The sequence below is a fragment of the Butyricicoccus sp. AM27-36 genome (assembly GCF_003480945.1).
Classification (GTDB): domain Bacteria; phylum Bacillota; class Clostridia; order Oscillospirales; family Butyricicoccaceae; genus Agathobaculum; species Agathobaculum butyriciproducens.
Genome location: NZ_QUJR01000001.1, coordinates 158727 through 171726, shown reverse-complemented (window position 1 = coordinate 171726; position 13000 = coordinate 158727). Strand labels below are relative to the sequence as shown.

Annotated in this window: 19 protein-coding genes; all 19 read left to right on the top strand. The window is 50.9% G+C overall.

Annotation, left to right across the window (positions count from 1 at the left end; all coding sequences use genetic code 11):
* Window positions 1-6 precede the first annotated feature (6 nt).
* The 19 genes from DW724_RS00800 (at window position 7) to DW724_RS00710 (ending at window position 12966) form a co-directional block, all read left to right on the top strand.
* Window positions 7-354: a hypothetical protein gene (locus DW724_RS00800; RefSeq protein ID WP_118760347.1), complete on the top strand. Its 348-nt coding sequence runs from the start codon at window positions 7-9 to the stop codon at window positions 352-354.
* A 47-nt stretch (window positions 355-401) separates the two neighbouring features.
* The gene (locus DW724_RS00795; RefSeq protein ID WP_238117715.1) at window positions 402-818 is read left to right on the top strand and encodes a zinc-finger-containing protein; all 417 of its coding nucleotides are present in this window, start codon (window positions 402-404) and stop codon (window positions 816-818) included.
* A 16-nt stretch (window positions 819-834) separates the two neighbouring features.
* Window positions 835-1416, top strand: coding sequence for a sigma-70 family RNA polymerase sigma factor (locus DW724_RS00790; RefSeq protein WP_050624190.1), 582 nt, complete (start codon window positions 835-837; stop codon window positions 1414-1416).
* A gap of 60 nt (window positions 1417-1476) precedes the next feature.
* Complete coding sequence (locus tag DW724_RS00785; protein ID WP_003499643.1) at window positions 1477-2172, top strand: hypothetical protein; 696 nt, start codon at window positions 1477-1479, stop codon at window positions 2170-2172.
* Window positions 2173-2174: 2 nt separating this feature from the next.
* Entirely contained in the window at window positions 2175-2633 is a 459-nt protein-coding gene (locus tag DW724_RS00780; RefSeq protein ID WP_308459193.1) for a hypothetical protein, read from the top strand.
* Window positions 2634-2805: 172 nt separating this feature from the next.
* The gene (locus DW724_RS00775) at window positions 2806-3414 is read left to right on the top strand and encodes a hypothetical protein (RefSeq protein ID WP_118760346.1); all 609 of its coding nucleotides are present in this window, start codon (window positions 2806-2808) and stop codon (window positions 3412-3414) included.
* Window positions 3415-3707: 293 nt separating this feature from the next.
* Complete coding sequence (locus DW724_RS00770; RefSeq protein WP_003499646.1) at window positions 3708-4109, top strand: single-stranded DNA-binding protein; 402 nt, start codon at window positions 3708-3710, stop codon at window positions 4107-4109.
* Window positions 4110-4225: 116 nt separating this feature from the next.
* Window positions 4226-5041, top strand: coding sequence for a hypothetical protein (locus DW724_RS00765; protein ID WP_003499647.1), 816 nt, complete (start codon window positions 4226-4228; stop codon window positions 5039-5041).
* A 45-nt stretch (window positions 5042-5086) separates the two neighbouring features.
* Entirely contained in the window at window positions 5087-6160 is a 1074-nt protein-coding gene (locus DW724_RS00760; protein ID WP_003499648.1) for a DUF932 domain-containing protein, read from the top strand.
* Between the two features lie 37 nt (window positions 6161-6197).
* The gene (locus DW724_RS00755; RefSeq protein WP_003499649.1) at window positions 6198-7031 is read left to right on the top strand and encodes a hypothetical protein; all 834 of its coding nucleotides are present in this window, start codon (window positions 6198-6200) and stop codon (window positions 7029-7031) included.
* A 103-nt stretch (window positions 7032-7134) separates the two neighbouring features.
* Window positions 7135-7674 (top strand): hypothetical protein, encoded by a 540-nt coding sequence (locus DW724_RS00750; protein WP_003502011.1) that lies wholly within the window; start codon window positions 7135-7137, stop codon window positions 7672-7674.
* A 63-nt stretch (window positions 7675-7737) separates the two neighbouring features.
* Window positions 7738-7983: a hypothetical protein gene (locus tag DW724_RS00745; protein ID WP_003502009.1), complete on the top strand. Its 246-nt coding sequence runs from the start codon at window positions 7738-7740 to the stop codon at window positions 7981-7983.
* A gap of 11 nt (window positions 7984-7994) precedes the next feature.
* Window positions 7995-8771, top strand: a complete 777-nt coding sequence (locus tag DW724_RS00740) for a YkgJ family cysteine cluster protein (RefSeq protein WP_044911379.1) — start codon at window positions 7995-7997, stop codon at window positions 8769-8771.
* A 35-nt stretch (window positions 8772-8806) separates the two neighbouring features.
* Complete coding sequence (locus DW724_RS00735; protein ID WP_003502005.1) at window positions 8807-9235, top strand: DUF6809 family protein; 429 nt, start codon at window positions 8807-8809, stop codon at window positions 9233-9235.
* The gene (locus DW724_RS00730; RefSeq protein WP_003502003.1) at window positions 9228-9713 is read left to right on the top strand and encodes a hypothetical protein; all 486 of its coding nucleotides are present in this window, start codon (window positions 9228-9230) and stop codon (window positions 9711-9713) included. Before DW724_RS00735 ends, DW724_RS00730 begins: the two co-directional genes overlap by 8 nt.
* 175 nt (window positions 9714-9888) lie before the next feature.
* The gene (locus DW724_RS00725) at window positions 9889-10428 is read left to right on the top strand and encodes a decarboxylase (protein ID WP_118760345.1); all 540 of its coding nucleotides are present in this window, start codon (window positions 9889-9891) and stop codon (window positions 10426-10428) included.
* A complete protein-coding gene (locus DW724_RS00720; RefSeq protein WP_118760344.1) occupies window positions 10425-10916 on the top strand; it encodes an adenylosuccinate lyase in 492 nt (163 codons plus the stop codon). The genes DW724_RS00725 and DW724_RS00720 overlap by 4 nt, the downstream gene beginning before the upstream one ends.
* Before the next feature lie 137 nt (window positions 10917-11053).
* A complete protein-coding gene (locus DW724_RS00715; protein WP_118760694.1) occupies window positions 11054-12265 on the top strand; it encodes an ATP-binding protein in 1212 nt (403 codons plus the stop codon).
* Between the two features lie 101 nt (window positions 12266-12366).
* The gene (locus tag DW724_RS00710; RefSeq protein WP_118760343.1) at window positions 12367-12966 is read left to right on the top strand and encodes a hypothetical protein; all 600 of its coding nucleotides are present in this window, start codon (window positions 12367-12369) and stop codon (window positions 12964-12966) included.
* The last annotated feature ends 34 nt before the right edge of the window (window positions 12967-13000 follow it).

Here is a 13000-nt window from a genome sequence, read left to right as displayed (position 1 = left end):
GAAAGCATGAATCAAAAACCGTGTCAGTTCTATTCCTTTCTGCAGGCAGTCCGGGGTAACTGGCGCAACGCCCTGTTCATCCGCTGCAGCGGTTCACTTTGTCCAATGATCCGGCAGGCATCCTGTGAGGGGTTCCTGATGGCAGCAGACACAGGCTGTCAGCCGATCTTTCTGTCCGTCCAGACAGTGCGGAAGCTGAGTGGAGAAGCAGTGGACCCCGAAGAATGCTCTGCAATTCTGGAGTGCCGCTCGTTCCGGACTGCTTATACCAAGTTTCTGGAATGGCATACCTCTTCGGACCATGTATGTCCGTTTTTACAGCTATGCCCAGACCGGGATACCTACTTCGGATGATTCTGCCTGTTAAGACGCAATGCCGCCGTCATCGGCGCGTAATGGAGGTGATTTTATTGAAACAAAAGCAAATCAAATGTCCTTATTGTCATGCTCACGCTTCTCTTCGGCCTGCAAGCCTTGTGTATGGATCTACTCCACAGACCAGAGGAAAATTCCTGTATGTCTGCGACAGATGGCCGGCCTGCAATGCCTATGTCAGTGCTCATGAGCGCACATTGCTCCCCATGGGGACACTGGCGAATGGCGATCTGCGCCACAAACGCATTCTGGCCCATCGTGCCCTAAAAAAACTGCAGCAGGACTGCCATATGGAAAAATGGGAGGTCTATATCTGGCTGCAAGCCAAACTGGGGCTTGATGCACACCAGACCCACATCGGCCAGTTTTCCGAATATATGTGTGAGCAAGTCATTTCCCTCTGTCAGCAGGCTCCGGCGTACACATCCGGGCGTGCTGCCTGAACGGAGGTGAAGCCTGATGAAGCAAAACTTTAAGCTTACCAAAGACCAGCAGACACTGGTAGAAAAAAACCTATCCATCGTTCACTGGGTCATTGTCAACAACATCCATGTAAATCCCGGCATCTGTGGTCTGGAGTACGGAGATCTGTTTCAGGAAGGATGCCTGTGGCTCTGCAAGGCCGCTTTTACCTACAATGCCGGACAGGCGCAGTTTTCAACCTACGCCAAAAAGGTTGTGAAAAATGGACTCCTCTCCTACTGCCGAAAAATCTGTAGTCAGGGGCGGCACATCAGTCGGCTGATCATCGGAGAACAGGGCGAGCTGGCCGCAGATGGAGAGCAGGTAGACCAGCCGGATGACCATTTTGACTCCCACCTTTCTCGTCTGGAGACCCTTGATCTGCTGGAAGCCAGCAAACAGAACTATCAGGGCGTTGCCAGACTTGGCATCGAAGCACTGGCGCTGAAGGTTCAGGGAATGCGCATTACAGACATCGCCGCCCTCTATCAAGTCCCTCCTTCCCATGTGGGCGCCTGGATCTCCCGCTCCCTGGAAAAACTTCGCAATGACCCTGACTTTTTAACCTGCCTGCTTTGATCTGTTGAAAATCAGCATCAATAACAGTAAGGGATATGTATAAAAAGGAGGTATCGAAATATGGCAATCAAAACCCTATACACTGCGGTCGGCCGGTTTGAACGAAGGACAAACGGCTGCAACCGCAGTTGTCCAATCATCCTGTTAGGCGGTCAGGAGTACATGGCCGATATGCAGGAAATGGTGATTTGGAGCATGCTCAACTGGAGAATCCTGCGCTGGGATGACATCGCACAAGAATACGAAAAGCTAGCCACCGCATCCGGTTACTGTACCGAGCGTTCTTGGGAAGACTGTACAAACCGACTGCTTACCCGCGGTCTTCTGGTATCCGGCAGCGGTGAAACAGAATACGATGCTCTGTATGACCTGCTTGGTTCGCTCAGCATTATCCCAACCAGCGGACCGTTCTTCCTCCGGCTCGCCTCTTTTGTCAAGCTGACGCTGCTGGCACATGTTCCGGTATCCGCTGCGCGGAAACTGTTCCAGAAAGATAAACGCACCAAATACGAAGTTCTGGTCATGCGCCTTGCCGGCCAAGCCCTGCTCTCCACTGCAGAGATCATCAAGTGCATAGATAAAAATATTTCCCGCCTCCCCAATGAATGTGCGCTTTTGGATTCCCTCTACGGAGATGAAACGACCACCAGTGACAACATTGCCAGCATGGTCAAAATCAGCCAGAGCAGCAAGCCAGTGACATTAGCCGTTGCCAATCTTTATCTGCGGCAGCAGATTATCTTTGAGAGGGTATGAGCATGATGAAACAATGGACTCTTTTTCCCACCGTATTGCAGCGAAAGTTTCTGCTCACTCTGCTGGCCGGAATCGCCAGTGCGGGAATCAGCGTCATCATCTGCGTGGCGACTAAAGATCATATCCTGCTGGCATTGGGGATTGTCGTACTCTGCGCCTGTCTTATATCCTGTCGATGGATCTGGGCGACTGCAGCACATAAGAACTACGAGGTAGTGGAAGGCATCTGCGCCGGTATCAGTACACCTATGCTCCGCCACTACCGCAAAGTACATCTGATAGACAGCCATGGTATAGAGATCACACTGCTTCTCAGTAAATCGGCCCGGCTTAAAATAGGCGCACCCTACCGATTTTACTTTCAGAAAGGGGCGCGGCCTGCCGTGGGAAATGACTATCTGGACGCAGCCCTTTCAACGAACAGCTTTTTGGGCTATGAAGCAATCAGCGAGCCGGAGTAACATCCCGATCCGTCCTCTGAATCCTAAAAATGCGAGGTGGTTTTGAGCCACCTCGCTTTCTTAAAGGGCATTTTGCAAATCACAATGACCAACGCCTGATTTCCTTATATTTTGCAGAATACATTCCTTCTGTCCCTATTTATTGGGTAGATCAAGGAAAGGAGGGTTTCCTATGTATAAGCCCCATACCATCGAACAATATAAAGTCTATCGCTTTCTGGAAGAAAACTTTGCGCTGGAGCATTTCCTGCTCGCTCCTTTGTCGCGCTTCGGACTGATGCTGGAGGACAAAACCGGTGAAAAAATCGCGTTTGCCTTTCTCAATGACTGTGTACAGGAAATACCTATACCAGCTCCAGCTGCTCCAGAAACAGTAATCGCTTTTCTAAAGCAATTCCGCAGCCTTACGCCCCGCCCAGTCGTCCATGACTTTGAAGCGCTGACCCGCTGGTGGCTGGACAATCCCAACCCGCTTACCTACCAGCAGGCACTTGGTATGTCCGATGATCTCTACCACCATTTTCTGTCCCATCCTTTGATCAGTGAAGATGACGCCCTTCGGCTGGCACGCAAAAGACTCGTTACCGAATCGGAATATAATGACCTGCAGCTATGGTATTTCAACGGCCATACAATGTCCTGCTGGTTTGGTCCTCTGGGAGTAGATGGCACCGGAAGCCTATACGGCCTGACCTTTGACTATCAAACGGCATCCCCAACAAAGACTCAGTTCTACCTATTGGATGACTACTACCGCGTTATGAACCATCTTACAGAGTAAAACCTTTTCAACTACTACATATCGTACTTGTCGCTGGCTATAAATCTATATATAGTGTTTTACATCTTGACAGGCACAAGATGCAGTGCTATACTGTATCTGTAATTGATTTTTGTGCGTATCCCATTTGGGAATACAGGTCTTTTTGATCTGTACCGTAGGCCAAAAGCCTGCATTGCACACGCTGTTAAGTTTGTATGCAAGTGTCAGTGATTTTTTGCGCCCTTTTAGGGTCGAAAAACTGCTGGCACTTTTTTATATAGATAATAATGCCAATGGCAGAAAGGAGTGTTATGGCACAGATTTTTGTGTTCGGGCGCGTCATGAACGACCTCGTACCCAAAGAAAGCCAGTCCAAACAAAGCTATGTATGCTTTGATCTGATGGAACGCACCAAAAACTGGACGCAGTTCTATCAGGTGTGGGCCTGGGATGCAGATGTCACCCGGCTCATGCAATTCAAGGTCAAAAAAGGCAGTATGATCTGGCTTGCCGGCTCACAGCGGCTGGTAGATGTTCGCATGAAGGACGGCAAATTGGAAAAGAAACTGAAGGTCAGTCTAAATGACTTCGGTTTTCTCCCCAAACAGCCCGCCGCGGCGAACAGACAAGAGAATGACCCGGACATTACGGCGGAACCCGCACTGCCTCCCGCGGAGGTATTGGACGGTGACCGTGAATCCCTGCCGGAGTAGTTTACTTCGGCTCCTAAGAGGGACCGTATCAAGTTTTTCAGAATGAAACTGAAAGCTTGGTGCGGTCCCTCTTTTTTTGTTTTCCAACAAATTCAGAAAAAAGGATGGTATCAAACATGAATAATGACAGAGGACTTTTGAGTGGCAGCATCACGATCCTGATTGGTGCGGTCATCGCAATTATGGCTCTCGTGCGCAGGCCCTGGCAGATCTGGCTGCTGCTGGGCGTTTTCACTCTCTGGGGACTGTGGGTAGTTTTGATCCTGCTTCTCCCCTATATGCAGCAGGCCCAACGGCGTCGCCAGCGTCAACAGCGCACCAGACAGCTCCATGCAGAAGGCATCCAAACACGAAGTTTTGAGATTCCTGACTTGGGCGGCACCAACTCCGATGACCTTCTGGTGCGCCACACCAACCATCGTATTCTGGCATATCTGCGCTCCGCTTATCCGCAAGCCACCTTCGAGTGGTGTGAAAAGCAGCCGGAGCAGCTGATCCGCAATGGCGGTACCGGCCGAATCCGTGTGTTTGGCATTGACGAGTTTGATCACGCCGATGTGACACTGGATCAGAACGCCAATATCAAATGCGATATGGTCAAAATCGTTCCGCTGTCCAAGGTCGGCGGAGAAACTAACGAGGATGATGCAACACCTCCGAACAGGCAGCCTGTTGATCCCCGTATCTGGTATGAAACGCAAGGACGCTCTGTACTGGAAGCACTGATCTCCGACCTTAATTCCCGTGGGCACAGTAAACTGACGCTTCGGGAAGACGGTGATATCTGCATTGAGCAGGGCGAAGATGCTGTTTCTCAGGAGCATCTGAACAACTTTCCCCAGAAGGTCTACTGGCCCCGTCTGGCAGAGGTTCTGGAAAGCAATGGTCTGGCCGCTGAAGTCACTGCCCAGGGCATTCAGGTGTCCTGGTAATGCTTCTGCTGCCAAGGAACACAGAGAAAGGAGTGAACTTGACGAATGAAATCAGGACTTACCATCGTGGAAATGGCACAGCAGATTGAACGCCAATCCAAACTCAAGCAAGACTATTTGCTTGATACCCGTCGGCTTCAAGTAGAACCTTTTGGTTCTCAACTTTATCTCCACACCTTTGATGACCACGATGACCCACTGGTGGAGCCACTGGAGATCAACCAGATCGCCCATCGGCAGATCGGCACACATCTGAAGATTCCGGCTGCTTACTATGACCGTATGCTTTCCGATTATCCGGAACTGCTGGCGGAGAATGTGAATTCCTGGTTCCAGCGGGAACCGACCCAGCGTATGGTCCGCACCCTGGATGGCACTGTACGGGCGTTTTTGAGCAACCGCTATCGCCGCATTGACAACCTGGACATTGCAGAAATCGTCCTTCCTGTCATTCAGCAAATGGAGGACGCCTATTTTGAAAGCTGCCAGATCACGGACAGCCGTATGTACATCAAGGTAGTCAACAAGCGGCTTGAAGCCGAAGTTGTACCCGGTGACATCGTGCAGTCCGGCGTTATCATCAGCAATAGTGAGGTTGGACTGGGTTCCGTCAACATCCAGCCTTTGGTCTATCGGCTGGTATGCAGTAACGGCATGGTTGTCAACGATGCCCAGACTCGCCGTACTCACATCGGACGGGTCAATGAGGCAGACGAAAACTTCCAACTGTTCTCACAGGAGACATTGGCCGCTGATGACCACGCATTTGCCATGAAGATCAAGGATACCGTGATGGCCGCCGTGGATGAAACACGGTTTACACGGGTAGTCGGCATGATGCGTGAAGCCACAACCGTCCAGATGAATACCACTGATATTCCCAGTGTTGTCCGTCTGGCAAGCAAGGATTTCAATATCACCGAGGAAGAAAGCACCGGCGTTCTGCAGCGTCTGATTGAAGGCAAGGATCTGACCCTCTATGGGCTATCCAATGCCGTAACACGCTTTAGTCAGGATGTGGACAGCTATGACCGCGCCACTGCCCTGGAGGGGATCGGATACAATATCCTGTCCATGCCCCGGCAGCAGTGGAACCGTATCAATCAGATGGCCGCCTGACCATCTGCAACCATCACATTTTTAAGGAGGAACCACTATGTATAATCAGAACAGCGATTTGATGAAACAGGAAAAATTCATGCTCCCCACTATGATCGAAAGCGATTTCAGCGCCGAGGAACTGGCCGAGGACGCCGATGGTCTGCAGATGAGCTTTCCGCGTGTCAAGATTCCCGCCGGCGGCACACTCCAGTTCGAGATGCCGTCCGATGATCCGGACAATCCTGACTATGAAAAGACTCTGGTAGGCGTCATTCTGCATAGCCACGCCACCTGCGCCTACTGGCCGGCCGGCAGCGAGTACGATGACGATACCACGCCGCTTTGTTCTTCTGCGGATGGCAAGATCGGCATCGGTACACCCGGCGGTGCCTGCGCCACCTGCGCAATGAACCGCTTTGGTTCTGCACCTGATGGCAGCAAGGGAAAAGCCTGCAAAAATATGCGTATACTCTACCTGCTCCGCAGTGGAGAGTACATGCCTCTGCAGATAAATCTGCCCCCCACCAGCATCAAACCTTTCAAAGACTTTTTGAATCGAGCTTTTATGTTCCGCTGCCGCGCCACCTGCGGAAGCATCGTGCAGATTGGTCTCAAGCGTGAGAACAACGGCACCAATGACTACAGTGTTGCTACCTTCAAACTGCTGCAGGATTTCCAGGGCGAGGAACTGGCTCAGATCCGGGCTTACGCCAACAGTTTTAAGGAGCAGATCAAACTCCTGCTCCAACAGCGTACCGAAATCACTGAGGAGCAGCGCGACACCGGCTGCGATTATGTAATCGAGCCTGGCGCCATGACCAACGAGCCGGCAGACGGTCACTATACTGTCAGCCAGATCAATGGTGACTGCGAGCAGCTGCCCGCATAAGTATCTTGATGTGACCTGCGCCACATGACACATGAACAAAGGGATGCCTTCGGTTGAACACACCGGAGGTATCCCTCTTTTTTTATTTAAGGAGGAAAATACAATGTTATGTGAAGTACCATTAACCAAAGAACAACAGGCATTTGCCACCGCCCATCATAGCCTGGTCTATAAGTTTCTGAACGAAAACCGGTTGCCAGAAGATGAATTTTACGATGTAGTCATTTTCGGCTATCTGAAAGCCGTTCGGGATTACTTTTCTGATCTCACCGCACAACAGTTCACTTTTTCCACCATCGCTAATCGGAGAATGAAATTCTGCTTATTCGATTACTTCCGTACCCAGGAGCGCCGCAAGCGCAATATGGAGGTTCTCAGTATTCATGTCGGATTATATCCTGATGGTGCACCTTTAGAAGATACCATTCCTGCCCATGACCCAATCATGCAGCAGTTGGAAATGGATCTTCTGCTCCACGAACTGGCCGGCAGAGTATCCAAGCAGCAAATGGATATTGTGCATCTGAAACAGGGCGGCTATGGTATCCGTGAGATTGCCCGCACCCAGAAGGTTCCTATGCGGCGCATTAAAGAGCTTCTGGCCGAAGTCCATGATGTGCTGTTGGACATTTGCTATGGGTAAACCCATTACAGATACGAAATACCCTTACATCCACATTTTCAAAAAGATTGGAGGTCAAACCGAATGAAGAAAGAAAAGAAACAGATCGTTTTGAATGGTTCTCTGCTACGTCCACTGTCTGTTGGGCGGGGTGCGCTTCTGCACGCCGGAGGAAACATCTACCACACTTCGCGTGTGGTGGCGATTCTGGAGGAGTCGGAGGATTGCGTCCGTTTTGAAACGCAGAACTCCCACTACCATCTGTCCATGTCCCCTTTTCCGCTGGCGGCTGTCAGTCCGCTCCCTGTGAGATTGGCCGCATGTGCGTGAAGGGACTGTAAATGGATTGGAACAGCCGGCTCCCGCTGACTATTCCACAAGTTCTGGCCGTGGCGGATACCATTCCGTCACGGCTCTTTTTATGGAGGAACAAAATGAACGAAGAAATCATGAATGAAATTCAACCAGTCCGCCCCAAAGACCAGTTTACCTTTTCCTGCCGTCAATGCGGGGCGTGCTGCCGCAATATCGAAGGCTGTGTAATGGTGGAGAGTCTGGACGCCTACCGCCTGGCTCGCTATCTCCGAACAAAAGGTGAGCCCATTGAAGGAATAGAGGATTTCCTGTTCCGCTACTGCGAACCGGAACCACTGACCGAAGAAGGCTTCCCTATCTATATGCTCAAGACAAAAGCCCCAAACGGCCCCTGTATCTTCCTTATGGATGGGCGCTGTTCCGTCTACCCTGCCCGTACCCGTACCTGCCGTATCTATCCTCTTACCGTAGGTCCAGGGGAGCGTGGCCGTGATTTTGAATACTGCCTGTGTCTGGACCGGCACCGGAGCCACTTTACCGGCAGCCGGGTATCCGTCAAGGACTGGTTGTATCAGAATTTTAAGAGGGAAGACAAAGAATATGTAAAGCGGGAATATGAGATCGCCACCGAACTGGGCAAACTGATGCGCGCCATTGACCCTGACATGCGGCAGGGCATTGTATTCAAGGTGATCTACTACCGCTATTACAATTTTGATTTAGACCAGCCTTTTCAGCCTCAGTATGAGCAGAATAACCGGCACCTGTTAGCAGACCTGCACCGGATTGCCAGGGAACAGTAAAAGGCAAATGGCTTTTAGAAAGGGGGCCTCATTTTATGAATTTACACGAAACAGCAATGGGGCAAAGATTTTTTAATGTTCAGCTCCCTGCACTGATCAACACACTCAAAGATATTGCGGCGGCGCTTTCCCGCCCTGCACCATCTGCTATATCCTTTCCGGCAGACCCACGCTTTCTCACTTCGCTCTATTATGGCGAATATGAAGCAGATGTGTTCAAGCTTGATAAACGCCTCACACCTTTTAATCAGGCAGTACAACAGAAAGAAAAAGCTCTGCTCCCGCTGCTCTCCAACGAGGCATCCATCGCTTTTGAACAGTATCAGACTGCGGTACAATGCCGCAATTCTGCTGTATTGGAGCAGGCATACGCCTCTGGTTACCGTACCGCTGTGCAGATGTTTGCGGCAGGCTTAGGCCCACAGCCGCCAATACCGGAACATGAGGAGGATAGCAATGGATGAGGACAGACTGCCCGAACTGCCCCAGGAAGCTTTTCGGCCAATGATCGCACAATCAGTCCAACTGGAACAGTTTTTGGGGGAAGAACTGATTTTTTGCTTTCGGGATCTTGATGGCGTCCATACCTTTACTACCTGCTATGGCGATATCTACAAAACAGTCAACGCACTGCGGGATTATGTCCGGCTTCTGGAATCGGTGTGCGATCAGTGGGAGCTGACTGGATTCCATCGTGCTACCTATGAGTACCATGCAGAAAAGCTACGTAAAATTGCGGACAAGCTGCAAGCTGGTATCGGCTACGACTATGACAAAGCCGTGGAACGATGCAAAAGAAAACGAGCCCAAAAGTCCCACAGCAGCGATGTCGGGGAAGATGCCCTTCTGCTGACGGTACGGGCTGCCGACAAGTCCACTGACAATGAAAAGGAGGCTGCGCCTTATGAGGAAGATACCCCTTGGGAACCTGAACTCGAATAACCCTATAAAAACATCTGTTAAAAAGTATCATGCAAACGTTGCCCGGCAATCTTCCAGAGAACGGAACCGATTGCTGGCCTGCAAGAGCTTTGCGTTTACCCACGCCAATGTGCATGAGCACTGCCGCCACTTCCGGCGCGGATAACCGCCCGGAAGTTACCCACGGAGGATGCCTATGGAACGAGATGAACTACGCACCACTTTAGTGAACCATCTGGAAACCCTGCGGCGCAATCTGCAGGTCGTATCCATGGAGGTGCTGAAAACCAAGTACAAAAAACCATTTGATGCCTTGCGGCAAGACATCTGTAAAGCTGCTACCGCCTATACCCGCTTTCTGGTATTTGACGGTATGCGGATCAAACACAAATACTTTGATGAGGCCGTACCCTATATAGATGCAGCTGTGAAGCAAACCAAGCGGCTCAAACAGATCTCAGATGCTGCCTTTCAGCGCCAGGATATTGACGAGATCGAATCCCTCGCCCTTGCCCTGCGCAAAGAGATTGAAGCAGCTCTGCAGCCCTTCTATATGGGACATATGTGCCTTTATGTGACGCCAGAATGCTTTGACGACCCGCCCAAGATACCGGAAGTCTACAACGATGCAACCGCCTGCGTCTGGCGGGATGGTACATGGCAGCTTCTGGAGGATACCAGCGAAGGGTTCCTACTCTTTGTTCAATCCAAATCCAAGGAGGAAGCTGCCGCATGAAAAATACATCCCAGCAATATCTAAACAGCGAAGCACACGGTTATCTCATGGAGGCCAAAGCCTGCAAGCTTTTGCTCAAAGACTTGGAGCGCATCCGCGCCAAGCTCAAGCGGCACATCGAAAAGGAAGCCGCAGACCGCGAGGCAGAATTTGAAGCAGCTATGCAATACCATAGCGAAAGCGACATCCAGGAAGCCTACGGCTGGGAATTTATCAGCGAACAGCAGTATGAGCGCTATCTGGAATTGTTCCGTCAAGGCCGCAAGGCGCTTGATGAACACAGCCCCACTGTTACAGAGCTGGCTCTCTCCATCCTGAACCGCATCTTTCAGGATATTGATAGAGACTGCCGCCAATGCGAGTTTGAAGCCCTGTCGCCGGAAGAACAGCTTGCCGAGTTGAAGCGTGCTGAAGAATCCAAGCAGGCATGGAGGCAGTATATCGCCAGTCTGAAAGAAATGGTCGGCTCCGCCGCTGCGCAGGAATGACCCTTAAAAATCGCTACTGAGGTTTACTTTGCAGACTGCCTACTTGCAAAATCAGATTTTTTCGGCTAAAATAGGTATATAATAATATATCAGCCGAAATCAAGAAAGGAGGAACGCCTGTGTATATCACCCGACACATGGAGAAACCGGTAATGGAGCTGAATGAACAGTATCCTGTGCTTCTGCTTACCGGCCCAAGGCAGGTTGGAAAAACCACCATGCTGGAACATTTGATAGAGGTCGAGGGCAAGGGGCGCAAGAAGGTCTCTTTGGATGATCTGACGCTGCGGGAACTCGCCAAGACGGACCCAAAGATGTTCTTCCAGCTGTATCAGCCACCGCTGCTCATTGATGAAGTGCAATACGCACCGGAACTGTTCCCATATATCAAAATCATGGTAGATGAACGCCATCAGCCCGGCGATTTCTGGCTGACGGGTTCTCAACTTTTCAAGATGATGGAGGGCGTACAGGAATCTCTGGCCGGCCGGGTGGCTCTGCTCCACCTCTCACCGCTTTCCCAGAGTGAGATCATGAAACGGCCCCCTGAACCACCGTTCAGCCTGGAACTACCTCTTTTGTCAGAACGGCAGAACGGACGCCAAATGCTGAACACACCAGAGGTCTTTCAGCATATCCATCAGGGCGGGATGCCTGCCCTGGTCACAGGAACCTATTCCAATGCCTCCATCTTCTATTCCAGTTACATTGACACTTACATGGAACGGGATGTGCGGCGGCTGTCCAATGACATTGACAGCTTGAAGTTTTTGCGCTTCCTGCGTTCTGTTGCCGCCAGGACTTCCCAGCAGGTCAATTACAAGGGCATTGCCGATGATGCGGAGATCGACCAGACCACAGCCAAAAACTGGCTTCATGTTCTGGAGGCGCTGGGGATCATCTTTTTATTGGAGCCCTATTCCAATAATGTCCTCAAACGCACCGTATCCACGCCCAAGCTCTACTTCTACGACTCCGGCATTGTCTGCTACCTGACCCGTTGGAGCAGTCCGGAGACAGCCATGGAAGGAGCCATGAGCGGCGCACTGCTGGAAAACTATACCGTAGCGGAAATCATCAAGACCTATCAGAACGCCGGTCAGGAGCCATTCCTGTACTACTACCGGGATAAGGATGCCAGAGAAATCGACCTGATCTTGGAGCAGGACGGAAAACTGTTTCCCATCGAGATCAAAAAGATGGCCTCGCCGCCAAAGAAATTGACGAAGGTGTTTGACCTGATCGACAAGTCTCCGCTGCAGCGCGGCACTGGTGCTATCCTGTGCATGGCTGACCAGTTGGGTGCTTTTGATCAGAACAATCTGATTGTGCCTATCTCTTTGATTTAACCAGGAACCCTGCCGCATTCCCTGCGGCTTATAACCGAAAGGATCGACAGACTGCATTTAGCGGCCTGCCGGTCCTTTTTTCATTTAGGAGGAAACATCTGATGATAAAACGACAAATATCTTTTCTGTTTGAAGATCCCGGATTCTGTATAGATGTATTCTGCACCATTGCAGAACCGATACGCTACTACAACCGGGATAACGAAAGCGGCGCATGGTACAGCTCTACACCGGACTGGCATGAAAATGGCAATCTCATCCGGGAAGACCTCATCTTGGAAGTGATCGCAGATGGCGTAGTCTGTGCACTGGACGGCAATGGTAACTTTGAAGGCAAGAAACCCTTCGTACCTTTCTGCCAATTCCGCCAATCGCTGGTGCAGTCCGTTCATACACAATATCCGCACCTGCAGGATCAGGAAGCACTAAGGGAAAAGCTACTCTCCCTGCCGGATGCCAGAGAAACGGTTGGACATGGCTGGTACTGGGAAAACTGGCTCTTTGCCGCCGATGTTGAGAACACCGCTGAGGAAGCCGTAGACTCAGCTGAATGGCTAAATAGTCAGTTCCACATTCTGGCTGTCCGCTATATCCACAAGCCCACCGGCTTTGTGTTTACCAATTACCGTTTCCGTGACAAAAGAGCCGAAGCCAAATCTTCCGGACATGACCTACTGCTCTATGACTGGAAAGACCAATGACCACACTGCGTCAAAAAATGCAGCAGCTATACAC